This window comes from Azospirillum endophyticum (assembly GCF_016595245.1).
Classification (GTDB): Bacteria; Pseudomonadota; Alphaproteobacteria; order Azospirillales; family Azospirillaceae; genus Azospirillum; species Azospirillum endophyticum.
Genome location: NZ_JAENHM010000073.1, coordinates 425372 through 445993, shown reverse-complemented (window position 1 = coordinate 445993; position 20622 = coordinate 425372). Strand labels below are relative to the sequence as shown.

The 20622-nt window shown below is 67.8% G+C and carries 18 protein-coding genes and 1 pseudogene; 5 read left to right on the top strand and 14 right to left on the bottom strand.

The window, feature by feature from the left end:
• The first annotated feature begins 10 nt into the window (after positions 1–10).
• On the top strand, positions 11–1564 hold the full coding sequence (locus JHL17_RS29040) for an MDR family MFS transporter (protein WP_200198109.1): 1554 nt from the start codon (positions 11–13) through the stop codon (positions 1562–1564).
• A gap of 19 nt (positions 1565–1583) precedes the next feature.
• Here the strand turns inward: JHL17_RS29040 and JHL17_RS29035 are convergent, their stop codons facing one another.
• The 5 genes from JHL17_RS29035 to JHL17_RS29015 all read right to left on the bottom strand — a co-directional run bounded on the left by JHL17_RS29035 (position 1584) and on the right by JHL17_RS29015 (position 7481).
• Complete coding sequence (locus JHL17_RS29035; protein WP_200198108.1) at positions 1584–2672, bottom strand: AI-2E family transporter; 1089 nt, start codon at positions 2670–2672, stop codon at positions 1584–1586.
• Positions 2673–2913: 241 nt separating this feature from the next.
• The gene (locus tag JHL17_RS29030) at positions 2914–4347 is read right to left on the bottom strand and encodes an ATP-binding protein (protein ID WP_200198107.1); all 1434 of its coding nucleotides are present in this window, start codon (positions 4345–4347) and stop codon (positions 2914–2916) included.
• Between the two features lie 63 nt (positions 4348–4410).
• Complete coding sequence (locus tag JHL17_RS29025; protein WP_200198498.1) at positions 4411–5091, bottom strand: winged helix-turn-helix domain-containing protein; 681 nt, start codon at positions 5089–5091, stop codon at positions 4411–4413.
• 195 nt (positions 5092–5286) lie between these two features.
• Entirely contained in the window at positions 5287–6888 is a 1602-nt protein-coding gene (locus JHL17_RS29020) for a DegQ family serine endoprotease (protein WP_200198106.1), read from the bottom strand.
• A gap of 173 nt (positions 6889–7061) precedes the next feature.
• Positions 7062–7481 carry a secondary thiamine-phosphate synthase enzyme YjbQ gene (locus JHL17_RS29015; protein WP_200198105.1) on the bottom strand — a complete coding sequence of 140 codons (420 nt, stop codon included), beginning with the start codon at positions 7479–7481 and terminating at the stop codon, positions 7062–7064.
• Between the two features lie 136 nt (positions 7482–7617).
• Here JHL17_RS29015 and JHL17_RS29010 point away from each other — a divergent pair, with 136 nt between their 5' ends.
• Both JHL17_RS29010 and JHL17_RS29005 read left to right on the top strand, forming a co-directional pair.
• Complete coding sequence (locus tag JHL17_RS29010) at positions 7618–8067, top strand: SRPBCC family protein (protein ID WP_200198104.1); 450 nt, start codon at positions 7618–7620, stop codon at positions 8065–8067.
• A gap of 109 nt (positions 8068–8176) precedes the next feature.
• Entirely contained in the window at positions 8177–8785 is a 609-nt protein-coding gene (locus JHL17_RS29005; RefSeq protein ID WP_345773897.1) for a nitrogen fixation protein NifQ, read from the top strand.
• Positions 8786–8802: 17 nt separating this feature from the next.
• Here JHL17_RS29005 and JHL17_RS29000 read toward each other — a convergent pair whose 3' ends face one another.
• From JHL17_RS29000 to JHL17_RS28965, 8 genes are all read right to left on the bottom strand, one after another.
• Positions 8803–9156, bottom strand: coding sequence for a hypothetical protein (locus JHL17_RS29000; RefSeq protein ID WP_200198102.1), 354 nt, complete (start codon positions 9154–9156; stop codon positions 8803–8805).
• A complete protein-coding gene (locus tag JHL17_RS28995; RefSeq protein ID WP_200198101.1) occupies positions 9153–9557 on the bottom strand; it encodes a response regulator in 405 nt (134 codons plus the stop codon). The genes JHL17_RS29000 and JHL17_RS28995 overlap by 4 nt, the downstream gene beginning before the upstream one ends.
• A gap of 135 nt (positions 9558–9692) precedes the next feature.
• Positions 9693–12176, bottom strand: a complete 2484-nt coding sequence (locus JHL17_RS37760; RefSeq protein ID WP_200198100.1) for a methyl-accepting chemotaxis protein — start codon at positions 12174–12176, stop codon at positions 9693–9695.
• Positions 12177–12670: 494 nt separating this feature from the next.
• Entirely contained in the window at positions 12671–14011 is a 1341-nt protein-coding gene (accC, locus tag JHL17_RS28985; protein ID WP_200198497.1) for an acetyl-CoA carboxylase biotin carboxylase subunit, read from the bottom strand.
• Between the two features lie 19 nt (positions 14012–14030).
• Complete coding sequence (accB, locus tag JHL17_RS28980) at positions 14031–14480, bottom strand: acetyl-CoA carboxylase biotin carboxyl carrier protein (protein ID WP_200198099.1); 450 nt, start codon at positions 14478–14480, stop codon at positions 14031–14033.
• Positions 14481–14502: 22 nt separating this feature from the next.
• Entirely contained in the window at positions 14503–14952 is a 450-nt protein-coding gene (aroQ, locus tag JHL17_RS28975) for a type II 3-dehydroquinate dehydratase (RefSeq protein ID WP_200198098.1), read from the bottom strand.
• Between the two features lie 154 nt (positions 14953–15106).
• A complete protein-coding gene (locus JHL17_RS28970) occupies positions 15107–15931 on the bottom strand; it encodes a substrate-binding periplasmic protein (RefSeq protein ID WP_247893878.1) in 825 nt (274 codons plus the stop codon).
• Between the two features lie 221 nt (positions 15932–16152).
• Complete coding sequence (locus tag JHL17_RS28965; protein WP_200198096.1) at positions 16153–17625, bottom strand: dynamin family protein; 1473 nt, start codon at positions 17623–17625, stop codon at positions 16153–16155.
• Between the two features lie 132 nt (positions 17626–17757).
• Here JHL17_RS28965 and JHL17_RS28960 point away from each other — a divergent pair, with 132 nt between their 5' ends.
• Together JHL17_RS28960 and JHL17_RS28955 are read left to right on the top strand one after the other, a co-directional pair.
• The gene (locus JHL17_RS28960; RefSeq protein WP_345773896.1) at positions 17758–18441 is read left to right on the top strand and encodes a hypothetical protein; all 684 of its coding nucleotides are present in this window, start codon (positions 17758–17760) and stop codon (positions 18439–18441) included.
• A gap of 540 nt (positions 18442–18981) precedes the next feature.
• A pseudogene (locus tag JHL17_RS28955) lies at positions 18982–19240 on the top strand (helix-turn-helix domain-containing protein); the annotation flags it as partial.
• 607 nt (positions 19241–19847) lie between these two features.
• Here the strand turns inward: JHL17_RS28955 and mepK are convergent.
• Complete coding sequence (gene mepK, locus JHL17_RS28950; RefSeq protein ID WP_200198095.1) at positions 19848–20492, bottom strand: peptidoglycan L,D-endopeptidase MepK; 645 nt, start codon at positions 20490–20492, stop codon at positions 19848–19850.
• Between the last annotated feature and the right edge of the window lie 130 nt (positions 20493–20622).

Sequence of the window (20622 nt, the reverse complement as noted above, 5' to 3'; positions counted from 1 at the left end):
ACGCCCGACCATGACAGAGACCGCCGCCCGCCCGGCCCAGCCCGCCTCCGCGCATCCCGTCTTCACCCACCAGGAAATCCTGCGGGTGTTCAGCGGCGTGGCGCTGGCGATGCTGATGGCGGCGATGGACCAGACCATCGTCGCCACGGCGCTGCCGACGATGGCGAGCCAGTTCGGCGGTCTGGACATGCTGCCCTGGGTCGTCACCGCCTATCTGCTGACTTCCACCACCACCACGCCGATCTACGGCAAGCTGTCGGACCTTTATGGCCGCAAGCGGGTGCTGCAGACGGCGATCGTGCTGTTCCTCGCCGGTTCCGTGCTGTGCGCGATGGCGCAGAGCATGACGCAGCTGATCCTGTTCCGCGGGCTTCAGGGGCTGGGCGGCGGCGGGCTGATGTCGCTGGCCTTCACCATCATCGGCGACGTGGTCGCCCCGCGCGAGCGCGGGCGCTACCAGGGCATGATCGGCGGCGTCTTCGCGCTGGCCAGCGTCGCCGGTCCGCTGCTGGGCGGCATCTTCACCGAGACCATCGGCTGGCATTGGATCTTCCTGATCAACCTGCCGCTGGGAGTCGCGGCGCTCGCCATGACCCGCGGCACCCTGTCGCGCCTGCCCGCCGGCCGGGCCAGGCCGCGCATCGATCTGGCCGGGGCGGCGCTGCTGACCGGTGCGGTGACCAGCCTGCTGGTCGTCGCCACCCGCGGTGACGCCATGGGCTGGGGCAGCCCGGCGGCGCTGGGCCTGCTGGGCGCCGGCCTCGTCCTGCTGGCGGTCTTCCTCTGGCATGAGCGCCGGATCGAGGAGCCGATCCTGCCGCTCCACCTGTTCCGCCTCCCGGTGGTGGCGGTCGCGACACCGGTGGTGGCGGTGTCGGCGATGGTCCTGTTCGCCGGCATCGTCTATCTGCCGCTTCACCTCCAGCTGGTTCAGGGAGCCAGCGCCACGACGTCGGGGCTGCTGCTGCTGCCGCTGGTGCTGGGCATGACCGTCGGATCGGTCGGCGGCGGACGCCTGATCGCGCGGACCGGGCGCTACAAGGCCTTTCCGCTGGCCGGCCTGGCACTGTCCTGCGCGATGTACGCGCTGCTGGGCACCCTGCCCGCTCTGGCGGCGGACGGGCTGTGGTCGACCCTGATCCTGGTGCCGCTGGGCATGGGGCTGGGGCTGGTGATGCCGGTGATGACGGTGGCCGTGCAGAACGCGGTGGACCAGCGCGATCTGGGCGCCGCCACCGCGGCGGTGGGGTTCTTCCGCTCGCTCGGCGGGTCGGTCGGCGTCGCCGTGTTCGGCGCCGTGTTCAACGCGGTGGTGTCCGAACGGCTCGAGAGTGCCGGCCTGTCCGGCCGCGCGGTTCTCGACCATGGCGCCGCCGCCCTGGCCGCGCTGCCCCCCGCCGCCCGCGGCGGGGTGGTGGCGACTCTGGAGCATGGCTTCGCCACTCTGTTCCTACTGGCGGCGGCGCTGGCGGTCGTCTCCTTCGCCATGACGCTGTTCCTCAAGGAACTGCCGCTGCGCTCCGCCGATCCCGGCCGCTCCGCGACCGCTCCGGCGGAAGGCTGAGGGACCGGGAACCGGTCGCTCAGGAATGGTCGCTGGGGAAGTGCCTGGGCTGCCCCAGCTTGTCCTCGATATAGAGCAGGTTGACCAGGACCAGCACGACCACGGCGAGCGGCGTCGCCAGGAACATGCCCATGATGCCGAACAGCACCCCGCCGGCGGCGATGGCGCCGATGGTGACCACCGGCGGCAGGTCGACCACCCGTTTCTGCAGCAGCGGCGTGATCAGGTTGCCTTCGACCTGCTGGATGACCAGATAGAGCCCGGCGACCCACAGCGCGTCCTGCGGCGACTGGGCGAAGCCGATCAGCAGGGCCGGCACCGCCGCCAGGAAGGGGCCGACCAGCGGGATGAATTCCAGCAGCCCGGCGACGATGCCCAGCGCCAGCGCCGACGGGATGCCGAGCAGCCAAAGCCCGACCGCGATCATCGTTCCCACCGCCGCCATCGCGACGAGCTGCCCGATCAGCCATTTCCACAGGCTGTCCCCGGCGACGTCCATCACTTCGCAGGCCCGCTTCTGGCCGCGCGGCGGCACCAGCAGGACCACGCCCCGCTGGTAGACCCCCGGCGACGCCGCCAGATAGAGCGCCGCGAACATCACCACCACGGCATCGCCGACGACATAGACGAGGCCGGAGGCGAAACTGCTCAACTGGTTCATCCAGGGCCATTCCTTGCCCTGCTCCGTGATGCGCTCGCGCCAGCCGTCGGGCAGCATGCCCATGGCCTTGGTCACCTGCTCCTGCAACTGGCCGAGCTGCGCCGCCATCGAGGTGCCCATCAGCCAGACGCCGCCGCCGACCAGCAGGACCAGCACCACCAGCACGATGGCCAGCGACCAGCCATGGCCCAGCCCTGTCCCCCGCTGCACATAGCCGGTCAGCCGCTGCAGCAGGATGGCGAACAGCACGCCGGTGAAGATCAGCAGCAGCGTGCCGGATATCTTCCACAGGAAGATCCCCAGCGCCGCCACCCCGGCGACGATCAGCACTTTCCAAGTGAAGACGGCCAGTTCCCCGCGCCCGGCCCGTGCCGGCGGCTCGTCCTGCGTCGGCCCGCCGCCGGGCGTGGCGGCGTGATAGGCGGTTGGCCGGCTGGGTGTCGCCATCTCTCGAAACTCCCACGCTTGCGACCGCCCGGCGGACGGCCCCGGGGGAAGAACGCGCAGGATCCGCCAACGTTGCGGAAAGTCGGCAGGCTAGGCCATCGGCGGTAGTCCGAAGATGAGTATGGAAGGCGGTTCCGGCCGGCCCATATCAACCTTTGACGCCAAGGAGTCATTCTCGCTGATGTCACTTGAAGAGCCCGCCTCACGGCGGGCTTCTTTTTGACCGCCGCACGGAAGCCCGCTAGCGCCGGGCCTCGGGCGGGAACACCAGACCGACCTTCAGCCCCGGCTCGTTGTCGCCCAGTTCCAGCCGGGCGCCATGCAGCGTCGCCACCGCATCCACCAGGCTGAGCCCCAGCCCGTTGCCGGGTGACGCCCGCGCGGTGTCGAGCCGGACGAAGCGCTGGATGACCTTGTCGCGCATCTCCGCCGGAATGCCGGGACCATTGTCGGCGACCTCGATGCAGGCGGCACGGCCGGGGGCCGGACCGTCGAGCACGAGCGTAATGATGCCGCCGTCCGGCGTGTATTTGATGGCATTGTCCAGCAGGTTCGACACCGCCTGGGCCAGGAGCTGGCCGTTGCCGCGGACGGTCGGCCTGGCGCGGATGTCCAGCGACAGCCGCTGCCCGCGCTCCTCGGCCACCGGTTCGTAGAGGTCGGCAGCCAGCTCCACCACCTCGGCCAGCTCGACCGGCACGAAGTCCTGCCGCTTGGCGCCCGATTCCGCCTCGGCGATCGACAGCAGTGCGGTGAAGGTGGCGAGCAGCCGGTCGGCCTCGGCGATCGTGTCCTGCAGGACGGTCCGGTAGACCTCCGGGTCCTCGGTCTCGTGCAGCAGCGCAAGCTCGATGCGGGAGCGCAGGCGGGTCAGCGGCGTGCGCAGATCATGGGCCACGCTGTCGGTCACCTGCCGCATGCCGGTCATCAGCCGCTCGATGCGGTCCAGCATGGCGTTGAGATTTCCGGCGAGCCGGTCCATCTCGTCGCCGCCGCCGAAGCGCGGCACCCGCTCGCTCAGATCGCCGCTCATGATCTGCCGGGTGGTGCGGTTGATCGCCTCGATCCGCCGCATGGCGCCGCGGCTCATCAGCAACCCGCCGCCCAGCCCCAGCAGGGCGGTCGCCCCCAGGATCCAACCCAGCGAGCGGAACATGCGGGTGCGCAGCTGGTCGATCTCGCTCATGTCGCGCCCGACCAGCAGGCGGAACTGTCCCGGCAGCGTGAAGGTCACCGCCTGTGCCGTGGACGGGCGGTCGGTGACCCCGCCGTAATCGGCGACCTTGAAATGGGTCCAGCCGCTGGCATTGGGCACCGCCGCCGGCCAGCCCGACAGGTTGCCGGCCAGGATGCTTCCCGCGGCCGTGGTCAGCAGATAGATGGAGTTGTTGTTGGGCACGGCGCTGCGCGTCCGCACCACCTCGACGAGGCCGGGAAGTCCGTAGTTGCGGTAATGGTCCTGCAGGCCGGCGACCTCGAGCGCGATGGTCTCGCCGATCTCCTGCTCCAGGAAGCCCGCCGTGGTGCGGTAGACGACGCCCAGGATCAGCCCGACCGACAGCACGAACATCGCCAGATAGAGCAGCGCCAGCCGGAACGCCGTGGTCCGCACCAGCCGCAGGACCGCGGCTGCGAAGCCGTGCAGGCCGGCGGAATGCGCCTCGCCTTTCAGCACAGGCCTTCTCCCTCCGCAGCGAAGGGAATCGCCGCCGTCACGATCCAAACTCCATGAAGTCTTTTACGCCTCCGCCGCGCGCAGGCTGTATCCGGCACCACGCACGGTGTGGATCAGGGGCGTCGGGAAATCCTTGTCGATCTTCTGGCGCAGGCGGGCGATGTGGACGTCGATCACGTTGGTCTGCGGATCGAAGTGATAGTCCCACACATTCTCCAGCATCATGGTGCGGGTCACCACGCTGCCGGCGTTGCGCATCAGATATTCCAGCAGCGAGAACTCGCGCGGCAGCAGGTCGATGGCCTTGCCGGACCGCTTGACGCTGCGCGACAGCAGATCGAGTTCCAGGTCGCCCACGGTCAGGCGGGTCTGCGGCTGGGCGGCGCCGCGCCGGCGCACCAGCACCTCGATCCGCGCCAGCAATTCGGAAAAGGCGAAGGGCTTGGTCAGGTAATCGTCGCCACCGGCCTTCAGCCCCTTCACCCGGTCGTCGACGCTGCCCAGCGCCGACAGGAACAGCACCGGCGTGTCGTTGCCGGCGGCTCGCAGCACCTGGACCAGCGACAGGCCGTCGCGGCCGGGCAGCATGCGGTCGACGATCATCACGTCGTAATGCTCGGCCCCGGCCAGGAACAGGCCTTCCTTCCCGTCGTTGGCGACATCCACCACATGGCTGGCCTCCTTCAGCCCCTTGGCGAGGTAGCTGGCGGCCTGGCGATCATCTTCGATGACGAGAATCTTCATGAGCACGAGTGTAGCCTCCCAAAACAGCCCGGCCAAGCACGAGCAGAACTCCCTCTCCCGCCCCGGGAGAGGGGGGGGTGAGGGGTGATCCGAGGAACCATGCGCTTCTGGCCCTTTGGTTCACCCCTCACCCTCCCCACGCCTTCGGCGCGGGTCCCCTCCCTCTCCAGGGACGGGAGAGGGAAAGGGTCTTCCTCACGCCTTCAGCTTCAGCGCGACGAAGGATTCGTTGCCCTGCCGGTTGATCAGCATCAGCAGCGCCTTCTGCCCCGCCTTCTCGGCCTCCGTCACCTGATGGCGAACGTCGGCCGGGCTCTTCACCTCGGTATCGCCGACCCGCTCGATCACGTCGCCGGGACGGATCGGCACGTCGACGCTGGAGGACAGGCCGGTCACCACCACGCCCTGGACATCCTCGCCGATGCCCAGCCGCTTGCGCGCCGCCCGGTCCAGCGGGGCCAGCTTCAGCCCCTTGACCGGCGCCACCTCCTCATGCTCGGCCGAACCGTTGCCAGTGTCGGCCGAGGCGACCTGCGGCTGCTCGGACAGGCGGTCGATGCGCACCGGCACCGTCTTTTCACGGCCGTCACGCAGGATCTTCAGATCGATCGAGTCGCCGGCCTTGGTCTCCGCCACGTTGCGGGTCAGGTCGCGGAGGTTGTTGACCGGCTTGCCGGCATAGGACAGCACGACGTCGCCCTGGTGCAGGCCGGCACGCTGGGCCGGGCTGTCGGCGGTGACGTCGGCCACCAGCGCACCCTTGGCACTGGGCAGGCCGACGCTGTCGGCGATGTCCGGGGTCACCTCCTGGATCTTCACGCCGAGCCAGCCGCGCTCGACCTTGCCGCTCTCCTTGAGCTGGGCCACCACCTCCTTGGCAAGGTTGGAGGGAATGGCGAAGCCGATGCCGACCGAGCCGCCGTTGGGCGAATAGATGGCGGTGTTGATGCCGATCACATGGCCGCTGAGGTCGAAGGTCGGGCCGCCCGAGTTGCCGCGGTTGATGGCGGCGTCGAGCTGGAAGTAATCGTCATAGGGGCCGCTGTGGATGTCGCGGCCGCGGGCCGACACGATGCCCTTGGTGACGGTGCCGCCCAGCCCGAACGGGTTGCCGACCGCCATCACCCAGTCGCCGACGTGCGTCTTGTCGCTGTCCGCCCAGTCGACCGAGGGCAGCGGCTTGTCGGACTTCACCTTCAGCAGGGCGAGGTCGGTCTTGGCGTCGCGGCCGATCAGCTTGGCCGGCATGGCGGTGCCGTCCTGCAGGGTGACGGTGATCTCGCTGGCACCGTCGATGACGTGGTTGTTGGTCACGACATAGCCGGCCGGGTCGATGATGAAGCCGGAGCCGAGTGCCCCCGTCTTGCCGCGCGGCCCCTGGTCCTGGTCGTCCTGGTCGCCGCCGGGGCCGCCGTTGGGACCGCCGTTCCGGTTCATCTGGTCCTGGAACTGGCGGAAGAACTCTTCGAACGGCGAGCCGGGCGGGAAACCGGGGACCGCCTGGCCGCGCTGCGCCCGCGGCTCCGCCTTGGCCTCCTGGGTGGCGGCGATGTTGACGACCGCGGGGCTGACCTTGGCCGCGAGGTCGGCGAAGCTGCCGGGCGCGTCCTGCACCATGGTGACGGCCGGCGGTGTGGCGTTCTGCTGGGCCTGCGATGCCGCCCAGCCGGCCAGCGCCGGAGCCGTCAGCACCGTGGACCCCAGCAGCAGGGCGGCGACGGTCCGGCGCAGGCGGCCCTGGCGTTGCGTCCGGTTCTGGGGCTGGCGCTCGGTCTGGGCGGGAGGAAGGGTGGTCATGACGGCGACACTCCAATCAGGCGATTCCGACTGCCGGGAGGCGATGGCCGGCGTCTCGTCCGCCGCAGCACCTCACCGCTGTTGTCCCCAACATAGGCATCCGCCCTTCACCGCCGCCTTGCGACCGGATGAAAGAAATTTCAGGCAGGCCGCTCCCTCCCGCTCGGGCGGCCTCATTCGCCGATCAGGTGCAGTGCGATCTCCCGCCGGTGCGGGCGGGCACGGTGTTCGAACAGGTAGATGCCCTGCCAGGTGCCCAGCGCCAGATCCCCCGCCATCACCGGGACCGACAGGCTGACGTCGGTCAGGGCCGAGCGGATATGGGCGGGCATGTCGTCCGGTCCCTCGGTCGTGTGGGCGTAGTGCGACGGATCCTCCGCCACCAGGCGACGGAAGAAGCGCAGCAGGTCGGCCTGCACGTCGGGGTCGGCATTTTCCTGGATGGTCAGGGAGGCCGAGGTATGGCGGCAGAACACCGTCAGCAATCCGGCTTCCATCCCCTGCTCCGCCACCCAGCGCCGCACCTGGGCGGTCACCTCGACCAGGCCGGCTCCGTGGGTGGGAACGCTCAGGCTCGTGGTGGCTTGTCGCATGATTCGCGTCCTTCGTCGGTTTCGCTGGCCTGGATCCTTGACCATGCAATATCAGATGTCACCGCCCGGACGGTCGTGCCCGGATGATTCGGCCGGGCATGCTGTTGTACTGGAACGGCAAGGAGGAAAACGGCGGATGGACATCACCGGCACCCACAGCGTTCCCGGACCGCGCGACCGCGTGTTCGCGGCGCTTTGCGATCCGGCGGTCCTGATGCGCTGCATCCCCGTCCTGGAAGAGATGGAGCGCCTATCGGCCACCGACTATGCCGCGCGGGTGCGCACCACGGTCGGGCCGCTGAAGGCGCGCTTTTCCGGCCGGTTGCGGCTGGAGCCGGAGGATGGCGCCCACCGCTACCGGCTGGTCGCCCAGGGCAGCGGCGGGCTGGCCGGCGCCGTGAAGGGCGAGGCGCTGGTCGTGCTGGAAGAGGAGCAGGGACGCACCCTGCTGACCTACAGCCTGTCGGTGGCGCTGGGTGGGGCCGTCGGCCGGCTGGCGGTGAAGCTGGTGCAGGCCAAGACCGACCGCGTGCTGGCCGCCTTCTTCGAACGCTTCACGGAAGAGATCGACGGCGACGCGGCATGATGCGGCGGTATGCCGCAGGCCGGGCGGCATCGCGATGGCTTTCGCATGTGCAGCATCATCGGTCAGGATGGCAGGCGTCGCGGGTGCTTCCAGCCGGTGGAGATGCCGAGTGGTCCTGTCCCAGCCCACTGCCCAACCGTTTGCCCAGCCGCCTGCCCCTGATGCCTCAGCCGCCGACCGCATGATCTTCGGCCGCATCCTGGCGGTTGCCGCCGGCGATCCGATGCGGACGATGACCCAGGCGCTGGCGCTGACCAAGGCCGAACTCTCCGAGCTTGCCGCCCGCCACGCTCCGCAATTCGCCGATGCCGTCGCCGCCCTCGCCGACCAAACGGGATTCGGCGAAGACGCCATCGAGGAGGCCGACCTGCGCGCCTTTCTGGTCGAGCATGGGGCGGGCGGCACGGATGAGGAACGCTGGCTGTCCGCCATCCTGGCCCGTCGGTCGCTGGAACCGAACCATCTGTGGCAGGACATGGGCTTCCACGGCCGCGATGAATTGAACACCCTGTTCCGGCGGCATTTCCCGGCCCTGGTGGCGATGAACGCCGCCGACATGAAGTGGAAGAAGTTCTTCTACCGCCAGCTTTGCGAGCGCGAGGGGCTGATGCTGTGCAAATCCCCCAACTGCGAGGTTTGCGACGACGTGGAGGTCTGTTTCGGCGAGGAGGCCGGCGATCCGCTCTCCACCCTCTCCCGTCTCGCCCGCGGCGGCTGAAGGGCAACGAAGCGGGTTCAGCGCGGCTGGGCGCCAAGATCCTCGAAGGTCATGCCCGTGTCGGTGTGGCCGAAGCGCCCCTTGCCGTTGACGGTCAACGGCGGCTGTCCGGGCTGCGGCACGAAGGTGGCGGCATAATAGCAGTCATACTGCGCGCCACGCCCCGGGCCGCCACTTCCCTGTCCGCCTTTCGGCTTCGCGTCGACGCAGCCCTGCTTGCGAAAGATGTCGAAGGCGCGGAAGCCGGCGGTGCCCTGCCGTTCCAGCATGCGCCGGGTGTGCGCCTCCACCAGCCTGCGCATGTCGCCCTCGGACGGCTCGCCGGAACAGGAGGCGAGAAGCAGCGCGGCGAGCAGGACGGCGAACCTCACCGTCCCCCCAGCAGCCTGTCCACCCGCTCCTTCAACGCGGCGAAGGACGGCGGCTTGACGACGAAGCCGTTGACGCCAAGCGTCATCGCCTGCTTCACGATCTCGGATTCCGTGTGGTTCGTCAGAAAGACCACCAATGCGCGCGGATTGACGGCTTCGGTGCTGGCGCGCAGATGGGCGAGGAACTGCAGGCCGGAGACCGGCTTCATATCGATGTCGCAGACGATCAGGTCGGGATTGACGCGTATGCATTCGTACATCGCCGACTCGCCGTTGTCGGCCTCCGTCACCTCGCGGAAGCCGATCTGGGTCAGGATCTGGACGATGGTTCGGCGGACGAAGGGCTGGTCTTCCACGACCAGGACACGGTGCCGGGAATAGTCGTTCGCCTGCATGCCCATTCCCGGCCCTCCAGCCAAATCGCCGCCGTCCACTGATACCGTCCGAACCGGCGGCGGGCAACCGATGGTCGGTTACCAACGGATGGAATATGGTTTTAATCCTGTAAAATTTGCGACGATTCGAGTTCCGCCCGATCACGCCGCGACGTCGACCGTCGGACGATCCTTGGTCACGACCTCCACGGTCCGGACGAAGTCTCCGGTCATCGTCTCCGCATCGAAGGCGAGATGCACGCGCTTCTGCTCGACCGCCTTCACCACCACCGCGGCCTGCGCACCATAGCGGTCCAGCCGCAGATGGCCGGCGATCCCGGCGAGCGAGCGGCCGTCCGTCGCCGTCACCGGGTCGATCATGGCGCCGCCGATCGACAGGTTGCGCACGGTCACCGCCAGCCGGTCGCCGCCGACCAGCAGGGTCCCCGCCTCATTCACCTGGAAGCGGGGCTTGCGCCGCCGGTCGGCATCGCCGGTGGAGGTGCGGACGATGCGGACCAGCACCTGACGCAGGCTTTCGATGGAACGGGCGACGTCGCCGGATCCCTTCTTGACCTGGGTCGCCTGCTCTCCGGTGCGGTCGGCCTCCTCCGACACCGCGGCGATGCGGTGCGACACCTCCTGCGCCGCGGTGGAGGTCTCCACCACGTTGCGGCTGATCTCCTGGGTGGCGGCGGACTGCTCCTCCATCGCCGCGGCGATGGTGCCGGCGATCTGGTCGATCTCGGCGATGGTCCGGCCGATCTCCTCCACCGCCTGCACCGCCTCGTCGGTCACCGCCTGGATGGCGGTGATCTGGCGGGTGATCTCCTCGGTGGAGGTGGCGGTCTGGTTGGCCAGGTTCTTCACCTCCTGCGCCACGACGGCGAAGCCTTTTCCCGCCTCGCCGGCGCGGGCCGCCTCGATGGTGGCGTTCAGTGCCAGCAGGTTGGTCTGGCCGGCGATCGACTGGATCAGGTTCACCACCTCGCCGACCTTCGCCACCGTTTCCGACAGGGAGCGGATGGTGGCCTGGGTGGTGTGGCCGCTCTCCACCGCACGGCGGGTGACCGCGCTGGAATGGGCGACCTGCGAGGAGATCTCGCGGATCGAGGCGGCTAGTTGCTCGCTGGCGGCGGCGACCGTCTGGGCGTTGGCCAGGGCTTGGCCCGCGGCCGACGCCACGGTCTGGGCGTTGATGCTGACCCGTTCGGCCGAGCCGGACATGCCCTCGGCCTCGCCGGCCATGGCACCGGTGCGCTGGGCCACCTCCTCCACCGCACGGCCGGCCTCGCGCTCGACGGTCGATGCCATGGCCTCCAGCGCGTTGCGTCGCTCCTCGTCGGCATGGCGGGCACGCTCGGCGCGTTCCTGCACGGCGTAGCAGAGCCGGGCCTTCAGTCCGCGCAGCTGACCGGCGATCGGGTGGAATTCGGCCGCCGCCGGCAGGTCGATGATGTGGGCCTGGTCGTTGCGGGCGATGGCGTCGAAATCGACCGAGAAGGCGGCCAGCGGCCGGCGCACGGTGCGCAGCAGAAGCAACCCGCAGAATGCGGCAGCCACGAGCACGGCCATCCCGGCGGCGACGGCGAAGACGAGATGCCAGCGGAAATCCTCCAGCGCCCCCGCATATTCCGCCCTGGCGACCTCCAGCTGCAGGGTCAGCAGGTCTTTGTTGGTCTGGAAGGCCGCCTGGAACAGCGGTTCGATCCGGTCGCGGACCAGCACTTCCAGGCGCAGCGAATCGCCCTGGCGCGCCAGCTCCACCGCCGGCTTCAGTCCGTCGGCCTCGAAGGCGGTCCGCTGCCTGGCGAACCGCTCCGCCAGTCCCTTTTCCTCGGGCGTCAGATAGGTGGTGAGATAGTCCGCCCACAGGCGGTCGATGGTCGCGGCGTTACCGGCGATGCGCTCCGCGCGGCCGGCGATCGCCTTGGCGTCGGTGCCGTCGCGGGTGTCGATGATCAGACGCTGCAGCGTCTGCACCTGGTCGCGCATGTGGTCCAGAATGCCGCCGATCTGCACGGCGGGGACCGTCCGATCCTCGTACACCGTCTTCAACGAGGCATTGCTGTCGGCCATGCCGCGCAGCGTGACACCGCCGACCGCCAGCATCGACAGGACCATGAAGGCGAAGATCATGGTCAGCCGTCCGGTAACGCTGGCTGCCCAGCGACCGAACGCCGCCCTCGCTCCGCGCCCGACCGACTGCCCGTCGCGCACCGTCAGGTGTCCCATCCGCCCGCCGCGGATCTCGGCGTAGAGCCGTTCCGCCGTCGCCACCTGCGCGCGCGACGGCTTGGTGCGGATGGAGATGAAGCCGGTCGTCGCCCCGTCCTCGACCACCGGCGTGACGTTGGCCCTTACCCAATAGAAGTCGCCCGACTTGGTCCGGTTCTTCACCAGCCCTTCCCACGGCCGGCCGGCCTTGATCGTCGCCCACAGGTCGGCGAAGGCTTCCTTGGGCATGTGGGGGTGACGGATCAGGTTGTGCGGAGCTCCGATCAATTCGGACTCCTCGTAGCCGCTGATCTCGGCGAAGGCCTTGTTGACGAAGGTGATGCGTCCGCCGGTGTCGGTGCGCGACACAAGCAGGACGCCATCTTCCATGACGATTTCGCGGTCGGTGATCGGTTCGTTCAGGCGCATGGATGGAGCCTCGTCGGACAAAGGGCGCGTTCGGCGGCGGCGGGGCGCGACCGGGATGCAGGACATGGGAAGCGGCACGCCGAAAAGGCGCTATTCGGAACAGATAGCGGAATGGAGTTTCGTCTACTCTGGGTAGGCACACCCCCGCACTGACCCAGATCAAATGCGCAAGAGGCATGCCAGTCACGCCGGATTTTCTGGAAAGGCGCCTTCCGGGAAAACCCCTATGGACAGCAGGGGTTGGAATGGGGGGAGGCCCTGCCCATTGCCGGAGCTATGCGGGCATGCGCTTTTGCATTTTGCGAATGAAAATGCAAAATTCTTGTCAAATTATCAATTTGCGAAAGATTCGATCGCCGAGCACGAGAACTGAAGCGCGCATGAGGAAATAATCATAAAAGAAAAAGCCCCTCTCTCGACTGGAGAGAAGGGCTTCGGATACTGCGACATATTGTCGCGGTATCCGCGACATGTGCGATCCTCTCCGCGAACGGTCAGGATTTCGCCATCAACTGTTCCAGCCAATGGATGTCGTAATTGCCGTCGATGAAGGCCTGCTCGGCGATGATGCGCTCATGCAGCGGCAGCGTCGTCTGGATGCCGCCGATCACATACTCCTCGATGGACCGGCGCAGACGCATCAGGCACTCGTTGCGGGTGGTGCCGTGGACGACCAGCTTGGCGATCAGGCTGTCGTAATGCGACGGCACGCGGTAGCCGTCATAGAGCGCCGAATCGACGCGGACGCCCAGCCCGCCCGGCGCGTGATAGCCGTCGATCTTGCCCGGCGACGGGATGAAGGTCTCCGGGTTCTCGGCATTCACGCGGCATTCGATGGCATGGCCTTCGAAGCGGATGTCCGACTGGCCGTAGCCGAGCGGCGCGCCGGCGGCGACGCGGATCTGCTCGCGGACCAGGTCGATGCCGGTGATCATCTCGGTGATGGTGTGTTCGACCTGCAGGCGGGTGTTCATTTCGATGAAATAGAACTGCCCGTCCTCGTAGAGGAACTCCATGGTGCCGACGCCGCGATAGCCGATGGCCGCCGCCGTCTTCGCCGCCAGCTCGCCGATGAAGGCACGCTGCTCCAGGTTCAGCGCCGGGCTCGGCGCCTCTTCGATCACCTTCTGGTGCCGGCGCTGGACCGAGCAGTCGCGCTCGCCGAAATGCACGCAGGTGCCGTGGGTGTCGCCCAGGAGCTGGATCTCGATGTGCCGGGGATGGCCGAGATACTTCTCCAGATAGACCTCGTCGTTACCGAAGGCGGCGCGCGCCTCGGCCCGAGCGAACTGGTAAGCCTCCTTCAGCTGGTCGGGATTGCGGGCGACCTTCATGCCCTTGCCGCCGCCGCCCGCCGCCGCCTTGATCAGCACCGGATAGCCGGTCTCGTGGGCGACCCTCTCCGCATCCTCCAGCGTCGTCACCGGACCGTCGGAGCCGGGCACCACCGGCAGCCCCTGCTCCATCACCGTCTTCTTGGCGGTGACCTTGTCGCCCATGATCCGGATATGCTCCGGCGTCGGGCCGATGAAGGTGAAGCCGTGCTCCTCCACCATCTCCGCGAACTGGGCATTCTCCGACAGGAAACCGATGCCGGGGTGGATGGCGTCGACATTGGTGATCGACGCCGCCGACAGGATGGCCGGAATGTTGAGGTAGCTGTCGCGCGCCGACGCCGGTCCGATGCACACGCTCTCGTCGGCGAGGCGGACGTGCATGGCGTCGGCGTCGGCGGTGGAATGCACCGCCACGGTCTGGATCCCCATCTCGCGGCAAGCGCGGTGGATGCGCAGAGCGATCTCGCCACGGTTCGCGATCAGGACCTTTTCGAACATCGCCAAGGGAATGCCCCGCTTACTCGATGATGAGGAGAACTTCGCCGAACTCGACCGGCTGGGCGTCGGATATCAGCACCTCGGCGACCGTGCCGCCGCGCGGTGCCTTGATCGGGTTCATGACCTTCATCGCCTCGATGATCATGATGGTCTGGCCGGCCTTGACCACGTCGCCCGGACGGACGAAGGGCGTGCCGCCCGGCTCGGCCGCCAGATAGGCGGTGCCGACCATCGGCGAAGTCACCGCTCCCGGATGGCTCACCGGCTTGCCCGAAGCGGCGGCCGGGACCGCGACCGGAGCGGCCGCCAGGACCGGGGCTGCTTGGACGGCGACCGCCTGGGCGGCGGTCGGGCGGGTGACGCGGATGCGCTTTTCGCCCTCGGCGAACTCGATCTCGCTCAAGCCCGTCTCACGCAGGAGGTCCGCCAGCTTGCGGACCAGATCGCCGTCGATGTCGAAGCTCGCCATGATGTCAGTCGTTCCCGTTTCCTTAATCGCGGTCGATGATGTTCGCGATGGCGTCCAGCGCCAGAAGATACCCGTGCGGCCCGAACCCGCAGATCATCCCATTCGCCACCGGCGAGATGTAGGAGTGATGGCGGACCGGCTCGCGCTTGAAGATGTTCGACAGATGGACCTCGATCACCGGCAGCTCCGACAGGATCAGGCTGTCCATGATCGCGACCGAGGTGTGGGTGTAGGCGCCGGCGTTGATGACGATGCCGTCATTCTCCGTCCGGGCCTGCTGAATCCACGAAACCAGCTCGCCTTCGTGGTTCGACTGTCGGAAATCCACGGTCAGACCCAGCTGGTCGGCACGCTCGTGGCAAGCGGCTTCCAGATCGTCCAGGGTCATCGACCCGTAGATTTGCGGCTCCCGCACGCCCAGCATGTTGAGGTTCGGCCCGTTGAGGACCAGAATCGACGCGTCGATGGCCACGCCCCGCGCCCCTTATCCATGATCGAAACCGCGCGTTTATAACACGAAGCACCGTCCTGTCCATGGTGACGGGGGCATGCGGCGTGGAAAAGCGCGCCCGAAACCGCCGATCCGGTATCGCCGCGCGGCGAAGCCGCCGGGAACGGCTGGAAGATCAGGGAGGCGGCCGAACGGTGTGGCCGGCCAGCAGCTCCCGGTAAATCCCCTGCTGTTTCAGCGCCTTCAGCCCGTCGTTGAAGGTGGCGACGGTCGCCTCGGCTCCCGGTACCGCGCGTCCGACCACCAGATGCAGGGTGACCGCCGCGAAGGGCTTTTCGGAGACCCGGATGTCGCCCGCCATCCCGGAACCTGCGACGGCGGCGGCACCGCTGTATTCGTCGATCACCAGGACATCGGCCCGCCCGGTCGCCACCATGCGGACGCAAGCCCCGAGGTCGGGCGGGGTCTGCCGGGTCAAAAGGCGCTGCTCCACCAGCGTCTGCAGCTCCGACGGCAGGGCGTAGCCGACCGGCTGGCAGATCGTCCGCCCGTGGAAATCCTCCAGCCCGCCGGTGTCGTCCCGGCCATGAAACCCCATCGCCGACCGGTTCGACAGATAGACGAACTGCCGCACCTCGATGACGGGATCGGAGAACAGCACCTCCCGTTCCCGCTCCGGGGTGCGGACATAGGGAAAGGTGGCGAGGAAGCGGCCGGCGACCACGCCGTCATAGCCCCGCTTCCAGGGCATGAACCGCAAGTCGTAGCGGCGACCGCTCACCGCGAAGGCGCGGCGGACCAAGTCGGTCACCAGCCCTCCGCCCGGCAGATCCTCGCCGGTGTAAGGGGCGTAATCGCTGCCGGTCACCAGATCCAGCCCGGTGTAGGGGGCCGGCGCGGGGACCATGGCGGGGACGGGGGCGGGGGCGGGGGCTGCAGCCGAACCGGCATCCACCGCCCACGCCCCTGCCGGAACCGCACAGGACAGCAGTCCGGCCATGATAAGACGAAGCGTTGCCTCCGACAACCGCCACCGCCTCCGCGCCACGCCGCCTGTCCCGGCCATCACGGTCGATCGAGCGCCCATGCCTGCCGTCCCCCCGCCTCCCCACCGGCCGCCCGCCGACGGTTTCCACGCCGCTGCCGCACGGGGCGACAGGAGATCGAACGGGCGGTCCACAACCCCGTAAAGCGCTTACGAGATCCCATGCAGTCCTGCGGTCAGTCGGCCACCGGGGCGTGGTCGGGAGCGGCCTCCCTGGCGCGGCGGCCGGCCGGATCGGTGTAGAGGTCGTTGACGCGCTGGACATGCACCGCCGTCGCCTCGCGGATGGCGAAGATCGCCTTCCCGGCCCGCCCGCCCCAGCCCGCCGGCTGCTTGGCGAAGATCGACCGGAAGAAACGCGTGTTCTTCAGGAAGCCCTGCCGCAGGTTCAGGTCGACATCGCCGAAGCGGTCGCTCAAGGCGGCGGCGACGCGATGGGCGAAGAACTGCCGGATCTTGAAGTGCCCGGCCAGGAACAACCCGCCCAGCAGGACGGCGGTGCCGATCAGGTGGAGCGGCAGCCCGCTCCCGTCGTTTTCGAACAGCCAGCCGAGGAAGGCGCCGAAGCCGCCGCCCACCGTCTGGACAACCGTCCCCAGCAGCGCCAGCAGCAGCACGCCCCACACCGTGTCGCCGATCAGCACGCGGCGGCGCCAGGCCGCCATCGCCTCGCGCAGCTTGGGCAGCACCTCCCCCTCCAGCTCCTTGGTCAGGCTGTCGATGGAACCGATGATGCGGTAGGCGCGGGCGACCTCCACCTCGTTGATGCGGCTCTGGATCTCCGCTAGATCGTGGTTGCGGCGGGCCTCGTAGCGGGCGCGGCGGCCGTCATCCTCGATGTCGACGGCGGAACGCTGGTCGTAGATGGCGTAGAATCGGCCAGACACCAGCCCGGCCTGGGCGATGGCGCGCTGCCAGGCGCCGAACACCGCCTCCAGATTGTCTTCCTTCGCCGTGGTGTCGACCTGGTTCAGGATGTAGCAGACCTTGCGGGCGTCGGCGCGGTTGACCGTCTTGGCGACCAGATGGCGCAGCGTGTCCTGCATGGCGCCCGGTTCGGGATGGCGGGCGTCGAAGAAGACGAGCACGAGGTCCGACAGCTCGACGATATGGTCGACCAGCCGCAGGACCGAGCGGCGCTGGTCGTCGGCGTCGAAGCCCGGTGAATCGATGAAGATCTTGCCCTTGGTCCGCGGCCCCGCCAGCGTCTTCAGCTGCAGGTAGTTGTCGATCCGCTTGCCCTCGCCGGCGGCCACCTTCTCGATCTCGTCGGCGATGCGGTAGAAGGGAAAACGCGGATCGGCGTTCAGCGCGGTGCCGGGCAACGCCTCCTTGCGCGTCTCCGGCCCGTGGCAGATGACGGTGAACTTGTCGTCGACCGCCTGGTTGCCGGTGTTCTGCAGCACCTCCCCCAGATAGCCGTTGAGGAAGGTCGACTTGCCGGCCGAAAAGGTGCCGAGCACCGCGACCATCGGCCACCAGGGGATGCGGGTGGTCAGCGATTCATGGCGGTCGATCAGCCCCAGCCCGGCCAGGATGCGGTCGAAGGCGCGGAAGGTCGGAAGGACCGGCAGCAGGTTGGGGTTTTCGGCGCGCAGGTGGGCATCCAAAGCCGCAAGGCGCTGCTGAAGGGCTTGCCGGGGAGTCATGGGCGGGCGGAGTCCACTGTTGCACGGGCCAGGAAACGGGCCGGGAAAGGCGGTCTTTGTCTAGCACGGGCGCGACCGGCATCGGACATGAAATTTCCCTCCTCATTCCTGCGGGAACAGGGCGGGGTAGCCGTGCGTTTGCTCCCGATGGACGACCCCGACGGCAAAAGCGATTCCGCCTCCACGCCTCCGATCGACGGGCCGGATCGGTCGGATCGGCTGACGGCGGAAGAATTGGCATTCCTGCTGCGCGACCCGATGCTGCGGGAGCGGGAGGCCGAGCGGGCGGCACGGTCCAACCGCAGCCGCACCGAACGCCGGGCCGCCGACCCCGCTTATGCCGAGCATTTGCGGACCGGAGACCGTGATCGCCAGCGCCGCCGTCGCCTGCGCGAATCCATCGGCCGGCCGGAACCGCCGGAGCCGCCAGCCATCGCCCTGCCCGACCTGACCGAGGTGGAGGCGGCGGCGCGTCTGACCGCCCATCTGGATGGCAGCGCCTCCCCCCAGGCGGCGCAACTGCGCAGTCGTCCCGATCGCATCCGGCTCTATGCCGAGGCTTTCGTCGCCTACCGCACGCTGTCGAACGGAGGAGTCCGGCCGACCCGCGGCGCACTGGCCGCCCTGCTGAAGTCGCGCTTCGGCCGCAGCGTCACTCCGTCGCAGGTTCAGAAGCTGCGCGACCATGTGGAGGGGTTCGCATCAGCTGACGGCCCCTGGACCCTGCGCTCCGCCTCCCCGTCCGGCCCTGCTCGAACGAGGGGTGCGGGGAAGGCCGATACGGATAGTCACGCGCCGCGCCGTCCGCAGCCCTGAATCCGCCGTTCCGACGGCCGATCGAGGCCGGCTAATATGGTTAATTATCTATTAATGATCGCGTGCCCAACGATGACGGCCGGTGACCGACGGCCTTCGCCGCGTGACAAAGTGTATCGGGCTTGGAAACAGATAATTTCGCATGACCGGTTCGAATATTTGCTACAACTAGAAATATTCTGATCGCCGTTTGTGGCGGCACAAACGTCGCCCGCTCACGATCGTCGATTTGCTGTAAACAAAAAGCTGTGGCCCCAACCATTGGGTGAACCGAAAGACTCGGAGATTTCGACAAAGGGATGAGCGCAGGCTTGCGATAGAGCCATCGCGCAATTGAATTTCGCAATCCGGCAAATAATACAAAGCTGTAACAGGACAACTCGTGCGAATGCTGCGAGACTAGGCACGCCTATCGGAATATGGCTGTCACGCGTCAATATTCGAAAGTTTTCTCTTGAATTTTGACAAGGAATGTGTAAACAATCCTTTCATTCTCGCAAACAGAGGCGATGAACGACTGGGTATCGGAGACCGATGGAGATGAGTGAGCCGACGGCGCGCAAAAGGGGACGACGCGGATCGCCGGAATCCTGGTCTGTGGACGCCCATGTCGGGCAGCGCGTGCGGATGCGCCGGACCCTTCTGGGCATGAGCCAGGAAAAGCTGGGCGAAGCCATCGGCCTGACCTTTCAGCAGGTTCAGAAATACGAACGCGGCTCCAACCGCATATCGGCGGGAACCCTGTATCGCCTGGGTCAGGTATTGGACGTCCCGGTCAGCTTCTTCTTCGATAGCTACAGCGACGCCGACAGCCCCCGCCGCTCACGCGGCGGCTTCGAGCAGGCGGAAGACAACGACAGCCAGATCAGCCGGCGCGAGGCGCGGCTTCTGCGGTTGTGGCGTGCCGCCCCCTCCCATGTTTCGGACGAGATGCTGTCGCTGCTTTCGGCACTTTCGCCCGAGATCAAGGAGCCGCCCGAAGGCCCGAGCGATGGGGAGGACGACGAACCGGACAGGCCGTTCCGGAACGCGACGCGATCCTCCGGTGTCGGCGGCAGCCGTTCCGGCGGCGGAGAAGTCACCGCCGTCATCCCGGAGACGAAGCCGGGCCGGACAATCCGCAGCGATGCGCCGCGGGTCAAGCAGGCGAAGTCCGTCGAGGATTCGAACCAGAGCAAGACGCGCCGCCGCCACGGCGCCGTTTGGGACCCGACCGATATCCTGCGCACGACGAAGACGTCGCCCCGCAACTGAGACCGTCACAACGCACTGCCGGTGACGGACAGCCACGCCGCACGGTCAATACGCCGCATAGTGAAAAGGCACCGCGTCAGTGATGCGGTGCCTTTTGCATGAAGAAGCCCAGGCGGCTCCGCCCCGGCGGATAGACACCGACCCCGGCACAGCTACCAAGTGCGGACCGGTCCGACGTCGAGATGGACGAAGCCGCTTCGCGGATAATAGCCGACGCCGCCCACCTGCATCGCCTTCGCCGTCTCGGAGATGGCGCGCAGTTGGGTGTCGGGCAGGCGGATGTCGATGGCCATGCCGCGGGTATGATAGCTTTCCTTGGCAACCCCACGCGACCGGCGGCGCGCCATGGCGTTGGTGCGGCGGGAGCGGTAACCGCAGATCACCTCGAACGGATCGTCGGAACCGACGCTCTGATGAACGCGGGCGAGCAGATCGAACAGGCGCGGGTCGTAATGGCAGACCTGCTTGGCGCGGTGGTCGCGCAGAAGCACGTCCAGCTTGCGCAGCGCCTCCGGCTTGTAGTGGCCGTCGGCCCAATAAACGCCCTCGAAGCGCTCTTGAGTGTTGATGTTGTGAAGGGTCAGGCGCCGGACGCCGCCGGCCAGGGGAGCGGCCTCCGCGGCCCCCGACCCCAGAAGGACCGGAGCCGTCGCCACACCCGTCACCACGCTGGTGGCGACCCCCGTCATCATCCCCGATGCGGCCGGGATGGCCGCCGATACCGCCGCAGCGGCAAAACCCAGGAACCCGCGCCGCCCGATCATCGGAGCGGCACGCTCGTCATCCCCCAAATGCATCCCCGAACCTCGTCGTTTTACGTTTTGGCCGTTCTACGCTGTGGCCGTTCGGCGTTTGGCGGGTCGCGTGGCGCCCGCGATGGTATTAGCCTTATGACCAACGCTGATCCGAAGCGTTCCGTCTGGTGTG